At 50.3% G+C, this 15,746-nt stretch carries 18 protein-coding genes; 2 read left to right on the top strand and 16 right to left on the bottom strand.

The features are described from left to right. Nucleotides 1–71 precede the first annotated feature (71 nt). The 14 genes from HBA93_RS03705 to HBA93_RS03645 are packed head-to-tail and all read right to left on the bottom strand — an operon-like array spanning nt 72 to nt 13,439. Complete coding sequence (locus HBA93_RS03705) at nt 72–2,876, bottom strand: lytic transglycosylase domain-containing protein (RefSeq protein ID WP_221722374.1); 2,805 nt, start codon at nt 2,874–2,876, stop codon at nt 72–74. Continuing rightward, on the bottom strand, nt 2,876–3,349 hold the full coding sequence (locus tag HBA93_RS03700; RefSeq protein WP_221722373.1) for a hypothetical protein: 474 nt from the start codon (nt 3,347–3,349) through the stop codon (nt 2,876–2,878). Before HBA93_RS03700 ends, HBA93_RS03705 begins: the two co-directional genes overlap by 1 nt. A gap of 47 nt (nt 3,350–3,396) precedes the next feature. Further along, nucleotides 3,397–5,784, bottom strand: a complete 2,388-nt coding sequence (locus HBA93_RS03695) for a phage tail protein (RefSeq protein ID WP_221722372.1) — start codon at nt 5,782–5,784, stop codon at nt 3,397–3,399. Further along, the gene (locus HBA93_RS03690) at nt 5,784–6,359 is read right to left on the bottom strand and encodes a phage connector family protein (RefSeq protein WP_221722371.1); all 576 of its coding nucleotides are present in this window, start codon (nt 6,357–6,359) and stop codon (nt 5,784–5,786) included. Before HBA93_RS03690 ends, HBA93_RS03695 begins: the two co-directional genes overlap by 1 nt. Further along, on the bottom strand, nt 6,356–6,478 hold the full coding sequence (locus HBA93_RS24105; RefSeq protein WP_286201729.1) for a hypothetical protein: 123 nt from the start codon (nt 6,476–6,478) through the stop codon (nt 6,356–6,358). Before HBA93_RS24105 ends, HBA93_RS03690 begins: the two co-directional genes overlap by 4 nt. Nucleotides 6,479–6,482: 4 nt before the next feature. After that, a complete protein-coding gene (locus HBA93_RS03685; protein WP_221722370.1) occupies nt 6,483–6,683 on the bottom strand; it encodes a hypothetical protein in 201 nt (66 codons plus the stop codon). Between the two features lie 45 nt (nt 6,684–6,728). After that, nucleotides 6,729–7,748 (bottom strand): major capsid protein, encoded by a 1,020-nt coding sequence (locus HBA93_RS03680; protein WP_022710429.1) that lies wholly within the window; start codon nt 7,746–7,748, stop codon nt 6,729–6,731. 32 nt (nt 7,749–7,780) lie between these two features. Then, nucleotides 7,781–8,635 carry a hypothetical protein gene (locus tag HBA93_RS03675; RefSeq protein WP_221722369.1) on the bottom strand — a complete coding sequence of 285 codons (855 nt, stop codon included), beginning with the start codon at nt 8,633–8,635 and terminating at the stop codon, nt 7,781–7,783. 15 nt (nt 8,636–8,650) lie between these two features. Further along, nucleotides 8,651–8,959, bottom strand: coding sequence for a Bbp19 family protein (locus HBA93_RS03670; protein ID WP_116088206.1), 309 nt, complete (start codon nt 8,957–8,959; stop codon nt 8,651–8,653). Continuing rightward, entirely contained in the window at nt 8,956–10,671 is a 1,716-nt protein-coding gene (locus HBA93_RS03665; protein ID WP_221722368.1) for a portal protein, read from the bottom strand. Before HBA93_RS03665 ends, HBA93_RS03670 begins: the two co-directional genes overlap by 4 nt. Before the next feature lies 1 nt (nt 10,672). Further along, the gene (locus tag HBA93_RS03660; protein ID WP_022710425.1) at nt 10,673–10,876 is read right to left on the bottom strand and encodes a hypothetical protein; all 204 of its coding nucleotides are present in this window, start codon (nt 10,874–10,876) and stop codon (nt 10,673–10,675) included. Beyond that, on the bottom strand, nt 10,866–11,369 hold the full coding sequence (locus HBA93_RS03655) for a hypothetical protein (RefSeq protein WP_221722367.1): 504 nt from the start codon (nt 11,367–11,369) through the stop codon (nt 10,866–10,868). The genes HBA93_RS03660 and HBA93_RS03655 overlap by 11 nt, the downstream gene beginning before the upstream one ends. After that, a complete protein-coding gene (locus HBA93_RS03650; protein ID WP_221722366.1) occupies nt 11,363–12,934 on the bottom strand; it encodes a terminase family protein in 1,572 nt (523 codons plus the stop codon). Before HBA93_RS03650 ends, HBA93_RS03655 begins: the two co-directional genes overlap by 7 nt. Next, nucleotides 12,918–13,439: a helix-turn-helix domain-containing protein gene (locus HBA93_RS03645; protein ID WP_221722365.1), complete on the bottom strand. Its 522-nt coding sequence runs from the start codon at nt 13,437–13,439 to the stop codon at nt 12,918–12,920. The genes HBA93_RS03650 and HBA93_RS03645 overlap by 17 nt, the downstream gene beginning before the upstream one ends. A gap of 905 nt (nt 13,440–14,344) precedes the next feature. Between HBA93_RS03645 and HBA93_RS03640 the strand changes: the two genes are divergently transcribed. Then, the gene (locus tag HBA93_RS03640) at nt 14,345–14,596 is read left to right on the top strand and encodes a hypothetical protein (RefSeq protein ID WP_221720124.1); all 252 of its coding nucleotides are present in this window, start codon (nt 14,345–14,347) and stop codon (nt 14,594–14,596) included. Nucleotides 14,597–14,661: 65 nt separating this feature from the next. Then, nucleotides 14,662–14,823: a hypothetical protein gene (locus tag HBA93_RS03635; RefSeq protein ID WP_221720123.1), complete on the top strand. Its 162-nt coding sequence runs from the start codon at nt 14,662–14,664 to the stop codon at nt 14,821–14,823. Between the two features lie 103 nt (nt 14,824–14,926). On the opposite strand, the gene HBA93_RS03630 is transcribed toward HBA93_RS03635, so the two are convergent. Next, the gene (locus HBA93_RS03630; RefSeq protein WP_116088213.1) at nt 14,927–15,466 is read right to left on the bottom strand and encodes a hypothetical protein; all 540 of its coding nucleotides are present in this window, start codon (nt 15,464–15,466) and stop codon (nt 14,927–14,929) included. Nucleotides 15,467–15,475: 9 nt separating this feature from the next. Beyond that, nucleotides 15,476–15,739, bottom strand: coding sequence for a DUF2312 domain-containing protein (locus HBA93_RS03625; RefSeq protein ID WP_221722364.1), 264 nt, complete (start codon nt 15,737–15,739; stop codon nt 15,476–15,478). Nucleotides 15,740–15,746 lie beyond the last annotated feature (7 nt).

Genomic DNA, 15,746 nt, shown 5'->3' with positions numbered 1-15,746 from the left:
GTCTTGCGCTACATCAGCAGGCGCAACATTTGTCAGGTTTTGCACACGAACTGCAGGTTCATAAAAAGGCATCAATTACCACCTGCATTCAGTAAGCCGCTATCTTTGGCGTTTTGGAATAGTTGAGTGCGCTGCTGATTAAGACCGGATTTCACAGTCGGCGTTTGGCTTGCCGGCACAGGAATATTAGGAACTGTTGGCTGAGGTAAAACTTGCTGTGCCTCCGGATTATCCCATGCAGAACTTGCCCCCATTGGGATATCGCCGCCGTTCATATACTCAGCCATTCCGAGGCCACTAACTTGATTTCGCGTAGCTGTTTCAAGTCGCTTATCTTGTTGTTTTCGTGCTGCAGCTGACACAACAGACAAGTCTGGTCGCCATTGTTTGCCATAAAGGGTTTGCAAATTCCCCTGCTCATCCTTGTAAAGAACGGTGTAGCCGGGCAATTGATGGGACTTCACTTCTGAGCCGGTTTCAGGTGTTGATACCAGTACAATACGGCTCATGATGCTATCGCGTGTCATTGTGCGATATTCCGTCAGTCCGTCTTCATTCCGGATAAAAACTTCGCGCCCTTCAACTAATCCGCGATAGCCATCATTCCCCTTTGTTGGATTGAGCAATTGATCATTCGGAAATGCCTGCGCCAGATCATTGATAAGCTGATCTTTAACATATCCATACGGGTCGCCGTCATTTGGCTTTGCTGGCCAGAATTTTTCCGGCGGGTATTTCATCACGGACTTCGTGCCAGTGATTTCTGTTGTCCCGTACAACCGCTTCATTTCAGCATCGGCGCGGTTCTTTGCAAGTTCCGGATTGCCGCCAGATGCGTAAAACTGCTCTTCTGCAATCGCTAGATAATCAGCCGCAATCCCCGCAGCTTGCTGCTCGTTGAAACCTAATTTCGGGTCATTGAAAGGCAACCAGCTATCATCGAAAATTGCGCCAATATCCGTGTTCTCGATCTGCTTCCTGAACTCTTTGGCAGCTGGCTCTAATGCTTTACGCTCACGAATTTTATTCGGATCATTCTGCTCAGCGATGCGCCGCGCTGCATCAGACGACGACAGATTAAGCGTATTTACATAATAGTCAAAGTCATCAACTTTCTTCTGAACTGCACTCCCGCCGTCACGGCGACTAAGTGCAGACGGATTGATCTGTGAAAATCGTGAGGCTGCTTGTAAAGCGGTTTCGACCTCATCAGGAACCTGACTTTCTGCTCCGGCGCGGAGTTGGTTCATCGTTGATTGCGGCACTGTGCCAGACTGAACCACCAATGATTCAAGCGCTGCCTGTCTATTCTCCAGCGCAACAGCCTGATTGATAACCCCGCCAATTGCATCCACCTTCTTCTTTCCATCCGACGAGTACGGATCAAGGCTGAGCACACCATTCTGGAAGTCAGCCATCGCCTGAGCTGTCATAACCTGATCGCCCTGACGGGATCGCAAAGCCGACAGAAGCGTAGCTTTATCGCTATCATTCATCCGGCTCGATAAGATTTGCTGAGCGCTGGAAATTTCACCCGTCTGGATACCAAGCTGCAAAGCACCTTTCTCGCTATTGTAGGTGGCGGTTGCCTGCGCATCGATAGCTGTCTGCCCCCGCTGTGCGGCGGCATTCATCTGATCATATAGCGATAGACGTTGAGACAGCGACAAATTAGCAAAGCGCGGATCAGCAGGTGTCTGCCCCGCCGAAGAGGTTTTGCCTCCCATCTTACCTGCTGACCATGCGGCTACATCACCGGCAGACTTACCTCGGAGAAAACCATTCGCCTGAACAACCGCTGGCCCAACAATACTTTCTATTGAAGCATTCGGATCAGCCTTAAGAACTTGAGCAGCGCCGCGTGGCCCCAGAAAATGGGCAAGGTAAATATTCCCCGGGGTTTGCTGAATGCCTTGGTTTGCAAGAAATTGAGCGTTTTCCCGTGTATAGGCTGTTGTCATCTCGCGGGAGAGTTGCGGGTTTGTTTTTAGGGCAATGAGTTCCGCATTAGATTTTCCGCCGGCAATATCTGGGCGGTATTTACGCACCATATTGAGCCATGTGCTATCAATGAACTGCCCCAAACCGGCTGCTGATGAGTTCGGATTTTTTGCCTTGGCATTGCCACCGCTTTCAACACCGATGATTTTCCCGACCACAACACCAATCGCATCGCCACCAACAGCAGGCACCCCAAGCCGATCAGCTGCACCAGTAATTGAAGCAGGATTTGCTTGAGCTTCACGCACTTCCCGCTCACCAATGGTCAGCGAAAACATTTCGTCAGCCTGTTTTTTAAGCTTTTCTTTTTCAGTCGGTGACAAGCCAGAAGCATCGATAGTGCGGTGCGCGTCCTGCTTTGCCGCATCAAACATGGCCGGATCGTTAAAAACCTGATTTTGCAGTGTCTGCTGGCGCTCTGTAATACTTGTGCGATACCAGTTATTTCGCTGATCGATTTCTGCAGCCGCTCCTTTGTCGATCCATTGGTTTCGTGCAGTGGAAACCAGCTCAGCAAATTTGGGTTTGAGGCTGTCCGGTACAGATTTCAAAAATTCTTCTGACCGCTTGGTATAGATGCCCGACACATTATCAGTGAACCCTTTACCTGAAGGGGCCATGCCTTCCTGCTGCTTGGCGAAATCTAATGCATTATCATCCTGCCAGCGTTGAAAAGCTTGATTGGTAGCAAAATCATCAACCTGCTGCTCCATCTGCTGACGACGCAAAGCCATCTGGTTCTGCATGTCTGCATGATTGCTGATTGCGTTACCAACCTGCGCCAAGCCCTGACCAATGCTGTTATCTACGCGTGTGTCAGGAACGCCGCCAATATCAATGGTATGGCCAGCTTCAATCGGACGGATTTGAACCATTAAAACATACCTTGGATCGCGCCACTACGAGCACGTTGATATTGAGTATAAGGATTTGAAATCATTGTGCGCTGCTGGTTCGTCTGGCTGATGCCTGTGAAAGCATTCACACCTGTGGCCAATGCCCCCATATACCCCCCCGTCATCGCACTCTTTGCATTTGACCGAGCAAGTCCTGACTGGAACCGGTAATTGTCGCTTTGTACCTGAGCGCCGTAGCGAATAGCCTGCTCATCTAGGCTCGCCTCAGTTGCGCTGTCCTGCAGCACATCAATTGCAGAGCCAGACAACGCGATACCGCTTGATAGATACTGACCCCGCATAGATGCGAGCTGCCGGTCACTGGAGCGGCTTTGAAGGTTCGCATCATAGTTTCCCTTCTCTGCTGCCATTTGCGCCTGACGGTCAGCATATGCTGCTTGTGATTTATATGAGGCGGATTGCGCACTGGCTCCGGCTACCTGTCCAGCCATCGAGACACCTGCACCTATGAGCGTCATTGAGAGTGGGTCAAAACACATTAAGGGGTACTCTCCAATTGCAAGACCAGTGACCGGACAAGCAACGGCAATGGCTCATCTGTTTCAAAGACAAGCTTGCCGCCGCCCTCCATCCATGATCCTGATAGGTCGCAAGGCACGAATCCGGTGCGAAGTTCAATCGCGCTTCCGAAAAGGCTATCACCTGTTTTCAGCAGCTGCTCATGTAAGATCGGTTGCCAATTCTCACCGCCAGCTGATCCGACTTTTGCCGCGCCTGAGTTCAAGACATCAATGCTTGCCGCAATGATGGTGCGGTTACGTCCGAATAGTGTGCCATCTTGTTGGGGGCCTGCTACGGGTTGTGTGATCGCTCGACTTTTATATTTAAGGCCAATGCTAATTTTCGCAGCGGGAAAAGGAAGCGTTACGTTCCCGCCTGAAACCTGCAAATCGTTGACCACACTGCCATCAGCCAGAGCCGCAACTACTTCACCTTCAAGGTGCCCAAGACCTGTAATGGTACTGATCTCAGAGCCGTTATACTTGGCTCCGCAATCGACATGAAATGCGTTTTCGACAGTATCAATATCGCCATCAAATGGTCGCTCAAGAACTTCGATATAGCGTTTTAGCTGCCCATTGATTGACCGCCGGACGCAGAGATAAACATCGTCAAAGCCCTCTTCTTCCCCCGGAATAATTGCCAAGCTTTCAACGGCGCCGCCTGAGATTTCATGTTTTGCAAAACCGACAACCTTCTGCTCCCTGTCATAAGTGACTGAAACCAGAGACCCGTCTGCCATGGCGCAGTAAATTTGCGGATCAGGGCGCTCACAATAGCCCCAATCGATAATCCCGCTTTTAAACAGATGCTCCCCAAGCAGAGATAATTCCGGTGCGACATAACGGTTTTGGTCGCCCAGAACGAGTTCACGTATCTTCGTCGCACCTATGCCGGCATAAATTGTAACGCCACCAATCGACAGAGGCTTGAGAGCTGCTGCGCCGCTCGTAGGGCCTTTGCGCTGAGATATATTCACCGCCGAGAATGTTTTATTCAGATCAGCGGGGCCAACAGTTCGAATTTGACCTGCTGAGCCTGTTACCAAATCCTCGTCGTCAGCCAACCATAGGATTTCATTCTGATTTGATGATAGTAGAGTTATGGCCAGCCCATCAGTCTCTACATTTGGCTCACTCAATCCGTAATCGTCAAAGACCCCTTGTTTAGAGCCGAAGACCGTTACCGGCTGACTATTCGTCCTCGCCCACATCAAACGCTCATTGAACAGCCTGACACATGCTGGCCAGCCTGAGGACGGTGAAAATGATCCCATACGCCATGATGCAATCGGGGCAGTGTTGAACAGCTTATGTCCATACAGCTGGACTAAAACCTGCGTCGCTGAAATATAGCCAGTAATTTTTGCCCACTGCCACCGTGCCGATGGCCCGACATACCGAATTGTGCGCCCTACATCTGTGGTATGGAATCCATTACCGTTATTGATGCCGGCTGTTGAGGATGCAGTTAGCGTTGTTGGTACCTGTTCAGTTGCCAGCCGATGAAGGCCAATGTCACCCCAACGCAGTTCAGTTGAATCATTTCCCTGCGGCCCCATCCAATTGAAACGATACTTTGAAAATGCCCGCTTGTTGTCGGTTTCAAAATAATGTCGTCCACGCCGTGACCAGCCGCTTTCGCCTTCAACGACATGCAGCACGACCCAATCTGTACCGTCCCACCCTTGGAATTCCCAGCCATTCGGGCTGTCATACATGAATTCTGAGTTTGCCCCTGTTACCCAGTAGTTATCAACGGCTTCTGGACTTGCCAGATCAAACTGCTGAAATCCTGTTCCTGTATTGGTGCTAGAACTGTGTCCCACAATATTTACGCCACCATCACCTCCCGGGCGCAGAGTTGTAGAGACATTTTCTTTGTCCATGTAAGGGCCGTCATTGAAAACGACATCCTCCATTGACCAAATAACATCACCGGCGCGGAGCAGTTTTTTCGGGCTTACATCTTTGTGCGCAAAATATGCAGCATCATTGAACTGATCGTAGCTCAATCTTTGCAGGCTCGAAGCGGAATAAGGATGCGAAATGGAATACGGAGAAGCGCCAGAATATAACTGCGCTCTTTCAGACAGGAAGCGCATCGTCCCGTTTCCGTTTAGTGCAAGGACATATGCCTGTTCTTCTGAAAAGCGGAATGGTAGCAATCGTGTCAGCTGGTTGCTGTCTGCTACTTCTGCAATAAATACCGTACCAGACCGGCGACGAAGCCCGCCATGTGTCAGTACATTAAAATTCACACAGTACGACAGTGACGATAGCCAGAAATCAACGTCAGAGCGAGACCCTAAAAGTGGGCTCGTCCAGCCTTTATCAAATGTAGCCGTATGTGAATAATAAGCCATTAGCGCTGCGCCACCCAATCATCATCAGCGGCACGCGGACTGGTGCCTTCTATCGCATCAATGCGCCATGCTGAATCAATCGCTTCACGGTAGAGGCCTTGGGCTACTTGCACATAGGACACTTTCCCTGTGACCCAGTGGCCGCATTTCATCGCGATGTAAGCTGCCAGCGCCTCAACGAATGCAGCTGGATACCGATCATAATCCTCAGTACGTCGAACATAGCGAACCTTAAGCGGTCCTTGTGCATCTGTGAGAATCCGAGAGCCTTCAACCTCATGACGGATCGGTGTGCCTTCTGACTTTCCGCAAGCTGTTACCGGCAACACTCTCAGGCAGTCGTGCGGAACTGTAAAAGCGTGTCGCCAGCCGAACGCAGGTGCAACTGTATCCACAGCCAGTGACACGCGGTGGAGCGCGAAATTCCAATCATAGCGAGATAACAAGCTATCTCGGGATGTATCGAAATTACGCTTCATCCAGCGGACAATTGGCCGATTATCATTCTCAAGGCTGGTAATCTCAGCCTCTTTGAGAATATCGAGCGCCTGATTGCAGATATCAGTGGGGGTCATGCTTCCTCACCTTCTGGCTCTGGTGCAGGAGGCGGTGGCGGCTGGGTTTGCTGCGCGTCGCGGCGCTGCTTCTGCTTTTTCAGATACCACCATGACAACGGAGGGCTATATGCCGCCATTGCACTATTCCGTCACCGGTGCACGGACGGGTTTCTGCATGCGCTTACCGTCTGGTCTGTGTCTGTTCAAAACATCGAGAGTGGCTTTGCCTGCTGCATTAGCCGCTTCGATATTCGTTTCACGAATAGAACGGTCGATCTCGCGCTGCTCCAAATTTAATTCGTGCAACGTCTTTTCGCGCTGAAACTCGATATCTTTGCTCATGGAAATCTCCAAAAAGAAAAGGAGGGCAATTGCCCTCCAGTTCGATTAGCCGTTGGTGACGAGGAAGCTGATCGGAATCTGCTTGCGCTCTGGATAAACGCGATCCCAATTGGCGGCTGTTGCCATCTCTGCGGTTGTCGGGAACTCTCCCGCCACGCTGGCATCAGTCCATTTGATGCCGTAAGGGTGCAGAACAAACTGACGGCGCGTATAGAGAATATCACCGCCAACGCCGTTACCCTGTTCAGGCTTGCGGTCAATTTCGATATTCGGACTTGTGCTCATCGCCTGTTCGTTGAAGCAGATTGCTTCATTCCCAAGCAGATACGTCACATAGCTGGTTGGGTTGCCCGTACCGTTACTGATGATCTTTGCAGTATCGGACACAACAACACGATAGCCGAGATATGTCGGGAAGCGAACTTCTCCGCGCGCATCGGGGATAAAGTCGATGAGGTTCTGTTTCTGCAGGCGGGTGTAAATTGCCGAGTGCATAATCAGCGTCGACAAATCTTCCGCCGCATCACCCATTGTCTGCTTTGTATCAAGGATAGCTTCAGCAGAAATCAGATTTGCGTCTGTGGGCGTGCCGGTTGTGATCCCGATATTGTTGACCATATCACCGGAATCGTTGGCCACATTGTCCAGATACACACCATGGAGCGAGGCAACCAACAGCGTATTCAGATTGCGGATCCACCAGTCTGAGACAAGATTGCCAATCGCCTTCATTGGGTCGTCACCAGCCAATACACCAGACAGACGCATGGATGACCACGACTTGGTGCGGACATGACGAGCAGCCACATCTTTACCGGCTTCGATTTTGCCCGGAACACTGAGCTGTGTCGGATCATCAGAACCAATATCACTGTCAACATCGGTCAGATCACGCCAGAAAGGCACGTTCGACGTCTTGCCCCCACCGATCAGGAATTTAGCCATATTGGCATCGTTCCGAAGAATACCGGACTGGAAGATTGCGCCACGCTCTTTTGTGCGCTTGATCATGTATGGATAGAAAACTTCAGGGACGATAACGTCCGAAATGCGGGTAGTAGCCATTGCTATAACCTTTCCTGAATGGCTGCCGTCACTTACAGGCCGTAATCAGCAGGGTTTCCACCTGCTGCACGGATCAGTGATCTGGCTTTTGACGGATCGTCACGAACGAGCTGTCCCTGTTGTGTCAGGTTTTCATGCTCGGCTGAGAATGGATTGCTGATTGTGCCACCGGCATTGAGAACAGTTGTGTCCTCGCCGTACATTTCCTTGCCAACTTTGGAGAGTGCAAAGGCGATCTTCGGGCTGAGAACAGCTCCATCAACCGACAATGCCCCAAGACGGGTGAGTTCATCCTTCAGACCCAACTGGCCAATAGCGCGGCTCGTATATTCGAGGTTCTGCTTGTAGCCGTCAGTATCCGGATCGCCCCACTGCATAACGATTTCACGGTGGGTATCGCCTTCGGCTTTCGCCATGGCATCGCGTGCCGCAGTAAAGCCTCCGGCCTGCATCCCAACGAATTTGTCATGCAATGTCTGGGCTTGCGCAGGCGTTAAACCGGCCTCATGCGCCCATGTACGGAATTCAATCGCGCTCTTTTCGTCATAAGGGAAACCTTCCGGCACAGCTTCAGTGTTGAGTTTAAGCTCATACTTATCCGGCGTTTCAGGTCGTCCTAACTTGCCGTAGAACGCATTCCAATCATCAGCCGAGGCATCTGCCTCTGGCACTTTCAAGGCCTTGCTTGCGTGGGTTTCCAGCTCACGATACGAACGGATCGCATCATCTGCCGTCTTCCACTGCTTCGCTTCGACTAAAGTGCGGTTATCTTCAATTTGAAGGCCAGCCACCCAGTCAACGCTGCTACCATTCGACCCTTGATCAGTAACAACGGTTGCATTCTGAGCGGTTGTAGATGTTTCCACCTGCCCATTCTCGTCTGCCATAATGATTATCCTTGTTTAGAGGTGCTCGGCTTCTGCGCGAGCGGCTTCTTCCAAAGCTCTCAATTGTTCATCACTGAGAGACAGGAAATGAAAAAGCCGCCCGAAGGCGGCTCGTTGTCCGGCGCTATAACCGGCTTGGTAAAGTGAGAGATCGGCATCAGGCGGCTCAACCATATAAAAACCGGTCTGCGCGGCCAGATCAGCCAACACAATTTGGGCTGCCTCAGTGTGTTTTCCGAACACTTCAAGATAAGCGGCATGAAGTTGTTGCTCTGTTTGTGCCGGAAGTATTTGGCGGGTTTTGGAAACGTTGCGCCACGTCATGCCGGCATCATCCCGTTAGCTTGTGCCATTGCCTGCATCGCTGGCGTTGCATCCTTGGCAGCTGTCGCAGCTCCCTGCATCATGGCAAGAGCTGCTTGGCTTTCCTGCTGCTGTGCCATTGCTTGGCGCTGCTCAGCAACCAGTTCATCACGTTTAAACATCTTACGTGGTGCGCCGTTGATTTCACGGGTCAGTTCGAGTGTTTCGTCACCATCGATTTTCATGAGCGTTGAACGATCGTATTCACCGACAACAGTTGCCATTTGCAAAACACGTTCGATGCCCTGCATTTCTGCCATGCGACGCATACGAGCCAGAGGGCCAGTGAATTTCACACCGACATTCTTGCCACCAACAGATGAAGGCGGTTCAAGCGGTGAGCCTTGTTCAAACGCGCCCTTGCGCTGAACAATATCAACCTCACGATCAATCGCACCAGCAATACCTGTTTCGATCTTTGCACCAGCAGGGCCGAGCAATTCACCCTTCTCATTCGCACGGAGCAATGCCTCGGTCGCTGTCATCTGAGGGTTATCAACCATTGTCTGGAAAAGGTTGATGTACATACTCTCACGGACAGACAGGCGTTTGGCTTCAATCAATCGCTCGGCAAATGTCGGGTTTTGCGCCTGAATAATTGGCTGTGCCAGCAAGCGCCCCTGTTCATCCAGCATACCGGCGTTAACTGCCCCAGCATTCAGATTGAGGCGCTGATTATAAATACCCCGCATAGTTGCCATCGGCGGTTTAATCATCTGCTGCGAGACTTGAGCAACAGTCTTGCCCATCACCTGCAGCATTTTGATTTCAGAGAGCGCAGCCATGACAGGAGACTGGCCATAAGGCGAACCGTCCGTCTGATCCCACCACATCACCTGATACGGGAATGTGAAGAAGCCGCTCGACCGGATCAGATGACGGCTTTCAACCTCTAACCAGAATGAGGCATATGGCTGATGACGACGCTTGTCTTTATGCTCTCCTGCTTCCTCACGCGGCATAACACAATGAATGAACGTGAATGGCTGGTCTGGTTTGTTGGTGAGAGCGGATTTCACCTTTTCCGGCAGGCTGTCGCCTTCTTGTGAGAAATAGCCCTCAGCAGCCCGCGCTGTCAGTTCAAAGACGCGGATACACTTATCAACATCGTCGTAAGCATCAATGCCCAGATATGTTTCAACCACCGGTATAGAGCGGTAGAAAAACGGTACTTTGACCGTATCAATGCCACGGCGGCCGATATTCTCTTCCAGATACAGAATACCTGTGCCAAGTCCGCACGCCCCGCGAATTGCCTTCTGATTAGCCAGCGCGAAATTGCTCTTCGCATCATACCGCGCTGTGAAATGGTAATCCCGCAGCCGGTCAAGCCATTCCTCTTCAAGATCAGTCGGATCTGGTGAAAACGGATCATCAAGCGAGAACGCGTGCCATTTCTGGGCACGCGGTGCAATCAGGCTTTCCATTCCAGCATTCAACCGGTCAAGAGACCATGCTGCGGTTGCATCGAATATTTCTTTGCTCCGCTGAGCTGCTTGCGGTTGTTGCGCTGTACCGGTCAGCGATGAAGCAATGTTCATCCCGTTCAATTCGTATTTATGGGAGGCATAAGGCATGCACAGAGTGACAACATCGCGCCATGTGGCTTCCCAATAATAGCGCTCAACAGCCATTTGCTGCTGCATACGCATGATGTCGTCAGCAATACCCATATTACATACCGCCGATTGTTGTGCGCTTCAGGTTCTTACCGTAATCCTGCGCACCGAGCGGCGTGGTAATGATTGTTGCTGCACGTCCCTGCTGTTGCTCTGCAGCGGCCATTTCATTGGCACGACGAGACTTTGCTGCCTCTGCATCCGCGTCAGGCACTGCCGGTGCATCAGGGATTTTCGGGGTATCAGGTTTAAAGCACATCTTGCCAGTCCTCTTTCAACCACGCCCAAAGCTCGAAAGCCTCACCGTTCACGCCATAATTTAGCATGTCAGCTTCTTTTCGCGCTCTGATGCTGGATAACCATTTATGCGCGAGGTCATGATCAGCTAATGATCTGATCTCAACGCGCGTTACGCCCTCAGCGATTAACCGCTCAGGCCATTCATTTAAGCAAAATCGTGTGATTGCAGGCGTTGCCCGCTTGAACTTTTCTGTGCCGTAAGCCCACGCATATCGCAGATGCGGCTGGTATATGTAATTGCCAATGGATACACCAAAGGCAGCGACCGGCTGCCCATCAATCCAAGCAGTCCAGCACCAGTTAGGCGATGAGAGATAAGACGTTGCGCCTGCTTGTGTACCGCTTTCCAGTATCGCCGTTGCGAATATCTCACGTCGATCTTGCTCGCGCAGGTTCGCCGCCACGTAACAAATATCACGTAGTTTTCCGGCTCTGATTTCTACCTTCACCATGTCAGAATTTCATCATCTTCCGCGACAGTTTGCCATCCGCCAGTAGGTGGCTTATTCGCAACAGCAATCAATGCAGCATACGGTTTCCGGTGCCATAGCTGACAAATAACATCTGCGCGGTCAGGCGATGAACCCACGCGCTTTTTAATGTCTTCTTTGCTTTCGATCAGGATATCAGTGCCGGTTAACTTCCAGCGTGGTGTTGTGAGTTCTGCCAGTAGCCTCGGATCATCGGGCAGCATGAGTTTTTCATCGTGTCCGCCTTCTGGGTCGAGCGCCTCCCGCACCTTCCACCACATTTCAGCGCGTAGATTCCTGAAACCAAACTTACCGTCATAGGTTCGAGCGCCACTCGCTGCAGAATAAACGATACCGGCGCAATCAGTGTTGTGATGATTGAGCAAGTGAGACCGCGGCCCAGAACCCCATCCACCCGTCAGATCAACGGACAAATCAGCGTCGTCTCGTCGGTCTTTCATCATCAGCGATGAAATCTCAATCGGATCTTTGACATTCTTGCCGCTGATCACCTTAAGAGGCGCAAACCAGTTATCCTCATGAATTGAACCAAGGACAAGATTATCCTGTCCACCAAGCGCAATATCAGCGCTCAAGGCTATCATTCTTCTGCGCCGTTCAGCTGCTTTACGCCAGCGCTCCTGCGCCAGCTTTACCCATTCAGTCGGGATTACCTGCCATTCATGATCAGTACGACCGGCGAGGAAGTCCCCTTTCAAAAGCTGCGAACGTAATGGCTCTGGAAGCCCTTGCAGAACAGCGCGATAATTTGTGTCTTTCAGATACGGGTTATCATCTAGTCGAGCCGGAATGAATGTGCGCGACATCGCAGTATAGGTTTCTTCGCCGCGTTGATATTCGCCCTGCTCTGCTACCCATTCAGTTTCGCCACCAACACGGATTGCCCATCTCAACTCACCGTCCTTGGCAGGGTTTGAGTGTAGAGGGTCCAGCCACGGGGCAAATTCCTCGATTAGCCAATCGCCTTCACCACCACGTGGGGGATTAGAGCCGAGAATAACACGACAGCGCTGACCTTCTTTCGTAGAACGCAACCAGCCAATGAGTGAGAACACCTGATCACGTAGAAACTCACCAGCCTCATCAAACCCCATGAAGTCACGAGCATTACCAGCATGCTTGCGCCAATCGTCAGGCTGATTGATACCGGCAAATTTTAACTGCCTGCCGTCTTTCAGCTTCCAGAGGTTTTCATTCCCACCTGCGAACCGGCCAAGCTCTCCAAGTATCTCTCGTGAGAAATTGATAATGCCATCAAGCTGTACAGCCTCACGACGAACGATCAGGGCACGTGAATGCTCATTTGCAGCACAGCCGACCATGAGAGCAGTTTTGCCGCCACCAGCAGCGCCACCGTACAGCAGAATGTCAGCTTTGCTTAACAGTGCTTCTGTCTGCGGCCCCGGATTAGGAATGAAAGGCTTTGATAATTCAGCAGATACCAGCTCTTCAATCTGCTTGCGGTCATCATCTGACAACTGCGCAAGAACGCTTTCCAGCGCTTTCAGGTCAATCGCTGGCTGCATCCGGATTTATTCCTTTGCCAAGCACGAGAGCAACTGCCTTAGCTAGCGCACGAGTGTCCATCCCCTCATTGAGAGGCGCACCGTCTTTGCCAGTCACTTCATGCTCCTGCTTATCGCGCCATTGATCTTTACGGCGGTTTTTAAGCCAGAAGATTGCAGCTGTAGTATCGGCAGGAGCATGCTTAGTAACCTGCACAACCTCGACCTCTTCCTTATGCTGCTCGACCTTGATCTTGATTGCTTGCTCTTCGGTGTAATCGTAACCGGTAGCCTTCTGGTACAAGCTGCGCTCAACGCGTTCATCGGCTTTTTCTTTGCCGCTTTTTATGGAGTGACAAAACTCTTCATGCTCGATTTTCCAGCGATGAATAGTACGGACTGATACGCCGAAGAAATCAGCGATTTCACTATCTGTAGCACCAAGCAGACAAAGCTTTTCTGCCTGTGCAGCATAATCCGGCTGATAATCTGTCGGCCTGCCTGTTACCGGCGCTTCATCAGTCATCACTTACCCCTTGCTGCGGCTGCAATCCATGCAATGCCAGCGAGAGCCATCCACATGAGAATGACCATACCGATAAAGTGCCAGAATGATTGAAAGGTGAATTCTAGGAATTTCATAAATTATTTCCCGCCGACCAAGCTAGTCTACGCAACCTGAACTGACGAAACACCAAATTCTTACGAATTAAAGCGCCTTCGACCAATATTAATGATACGATTAATTGTTGAGCAAAATGATCTGAGCAGATATCTGCCCATTTCTGGAATTTTCCGCTCATAAGCAAGAAAGTGTCCATCATGGCAAAAGGCCAAATTCGCGGTAATCGCGAAGTGCGAAAACCGAAGAAGGACAGATCAACCGTTATTGAGCCGTCATCTAGCACAATGACAGGTCGCTTCCTTACCCAAGTAAAAGATACTGGCAAGCAAAAGAAATAGCCGAAAATATCGGCTAACTAATGGAGGTAGGCGTTTTCGCGCCTACCCTAGTCCTCATTTCTGTACTCTTACTACGCGGATAAAAATACGAACAAATCAACCAGTAAGAAATACGGTATTCATCCAAAAATAAAAAAGGCCGGGGCAAAACTGCACCGACCTTCCTACTCATCATTAAATTGCCAGTGCCAGTACATCCGTGGTCAAAAGCTTAAATTGATGAAGACATTTGCGAGCGACAGACGCGTTCCAGCGCTCATTAGCATTGCCTGAACTTATCTATAGAAGTGGATTGTGTTCTAAATAAGTTTTTGAATTAAATAGGGAATATTTCAATCCTATTAGCACCACTAAGTCGCCTTAGTTGCTATTTATCTAAAATAAGCACATCCTCTTTAAGCGCTGTTTTTTATCCAGCGCTGCCATTGATGGCTCAGCACACTGGAGCCGCAACCAAAGGAGGACAGCATGTCTTCCACTTATTTAACATCACATAATCTGAACATGCTTGCTCGTCTTCTTGATGAAGTACGCATTACCGGTGAACTTGCGGAAAACGATATTATCGCAGAGCGTTTACTTGTTCATCGATTTGAAAGAGGCACATATGATGAAAGGCGTTTACGCATCATATTACGACGCCATATCTTCAATTATCCTAACGAAACCAAAGAGATAAACGAGTGGGAAAATGAAGGCGGAGCAGTTTCTTCCACATAAAAGAACTAGCTTTGATAACTTGACAGTAATTACTCAATACTAAACTAGATTAGAAGGGGACAGAAATGACCGTAACGGGTTTCATTTTTGGGGCGATAATTGGTTTTGTTGTAGCAGCTTCACTTATCGTCTCTTCTTCCGACAACACAGTTATGGGAATTGCTATAGGTATTGCGCTTACCTTCTCTTTTGGAATTGTTTTTTCAAAGTATAAGATAAAATCCTGAATCAAAAAGGCAGCCTTTAAGCTGCCTCTCAAGTCGGATTTGTCGTTACACGCAAATCACCACAATACAAAATATAGTATATTCCGCTTAAGCGGGCAACATCCTATTGTGTTTTATATCCCCAATGCACAGCCAGCGCATCAAGCCCGTCTTTCACATAATCGCTATAAGTGGTCTTCTCACGCTGGCTCGTGGCGATGTCTGAAATCTCCATCCCCTGCCCGACAACCTTGATCATCAGATCAAAAGCCTTCCGACCAAGCACAGGCTTGCATTCATTTAACCGCTGTACCGCATCAATCATGCTATCCGGCAACGGGTCAATGCCCTTGCCGCCGTCCACTTGCTCACGGCCATAGTCAATGGCAATTGTGCCTTTCGCGCCTGACCGCTCCCAATATTGACGGAACCGGCCAGCCGCCGCCCATTGCGCGTCATTGATATGGCCGCGTGAATAGAGTGTGCCAACCGCACTCTCCTTGATATTCACATAGGCTTTGATCTTCGGCGGGTTCCAGCTCTCGCCTGAATGATCCGGTGAATAAAACGGGTTCGGAACACGATGCACACGAATATCCGATTTGAGTGTTCCCACTTCGCCTCGGGAGATTGCTTTTCGCTGTTCTTTTGATGGTGCTGCCATTCTGTTTCCTTAAGCCATTCCCAACGCGTCCATATAAAGCTGGATCATCGCTTCTTCTTCCTGACGCTCATGCGCTTCCTTCTTACGAGCCCGGATGATTGCGCGAACAGCCTTGGTGTCAAAGCCTGAGCCTTTGAGCTCAGCGAAAACCTCTTTGATATCATCACTGATAGTTTTCTTTTCTTCTTCAAGCCGTTCAATGCGCTCGATGAAAGCGCGAAGCTGTCCAACTGCGATTGTCTGTGTGCTATCGCCGGTAATGTCGTCACTCATGGCTTAA

The organism is Ochrobactrum sp. SFR4 (genome assembly GCF_019730395.1).
Lineage (GTDB): Bacteria > Pseudomonadota > Alphaproteobacteria > Rhizobiales > Rhizobiaceae > Pseudochrobactrum.
Note: the sequence above shows the minus strand (reverse complement) of the source record. Positions and strands in the feature narration are given on the sequence as shown.

Bases quoted from the DNA above. Each gene is read 5' to 3' on its own strand.
- HBA93_RS03635 (WP_221720123.1), top strand. From the start codon at position 14,662: ATGACCGTAACGGGTTTCATTTTTGGGGCGATAATTGGTTTTGTTGTA.
- HBA93_RS03690 (WP_221722371.1), bottom strand. From the start codon at position 6,359: ATGACCCCCACTGATATCTGCAATCAGGCGCTCGATATTCTCAAAGAG.
- HBA93_RS03655 (WP_221722367.1), bottom strand. From the start codon at position 11,369: ATGGTGAAGGTAGAAATCAGAGCCGGAAAACTACGTGATATTTGTTAC.
- HBA93_RS03660 (WP_022710425.1), bottom strand. From the start codon at position 10,876: ATGTGCTTTAAACCTGATACCCCGAAAATCCCTGATGCACCGGCAGTG.
- HBA93_RS03640 (WP_221720124.1), top strand. From the start codon at position 14,345: ATGTCTTCCACTTATTTAACATCACATAATCTGAACATGCTTGCTCGT.
- HBA93_RS03680 (WP_022710429.1), bottom strand. From the start codon at position 7,748: ATGGCTACTACCCGCATTTCGGACGTTATCGTCCCTGAAGTTTTCTAT.
- HBA93_RS03670 (WP_116088206.1), bottom strand. From the start codon at position 8,959: ATGACGTGGCGCAACGTTTCCAAAACCCGCCAAATACTTCCGGCACAA.
- HBA93_RS03630 (WP_116088213.1), bottom strand. From the start codon at position 15,466: ATGGCAGCACCATCAAAAGAACAGCGAAAAGCAATCTCCCGAGGCGAA.
- HBA93_RS03705 (WP_221722374.1), bottom strand. From the start codon at position 2,876: ATGGTTCAAATCCGTCCGATTGAAGCTGGCCATACCATTGATATTGGC.
- HBA93_RS03695 (WP_221722372.1), bottom strand. From the start codon at position 5,784: ATGGCTTATTATTCACATACGGCTACATTTGATAAAGGCTGGACGAGC.
- HBA93_RS24105 (WP_286201729.1), bottom strand. From the start codon at position 6,478: ATGGCGGCATATAGCCCTCCGTTGTCATGGTGGTATCTGAAAAAGCAG.
- HBA93_RS03685 (WP_221722370.1), bottom strand. From the start codon at position 6,683: ATGAGCAAAGATATCGAGTTTCAGCGCGAAAAGACGTTGCACGAATTA.
- HBA93_RS03675 (WP_221722369.1), bottom strand. From the start codon at position 8,635: ATGGCAGACGAGAATGGGCAGGTGGAAACATCTACAACCGCTCAGAAT.
- HBA93_RS03665 (WP_221722368.1), bottom strand. From the start codon at position 10,671: ATGGGTATTGCTGACGACATCATGCGTATGCAGCAGCAAATGGCTGTT.
- HBA93_RS03700 (WP_221722373.1), bottom strand. From the start codon at position 3,349: ATGGCTGGACAGGTAGCCGGAGCCAGTGCGCAATCCGCCTCATATAAA.
- HBA93_RS03625 (WP_221722364.1), bottom strand. From the start codon at position 15,739: ATGAGTGACGACATTACCGGCGATAGCACACAGACAATCGCAGTTGGA.
- HBA93_RS03650 (WP_221722366.1), bottom strand. From the start codon at position 12,934: ATGCAGCCAGCGATTGACCTGAAAGCGCTGGAAAGCGTTCTTGCGCAG.
- HBA93_RS03645 (WP_221722365.1), bottom strand. From the start codon at position 13,439: ATGACTGATGAAGCGCCGGTAACAGGCAGGCCGACAGATTATCAGCCG.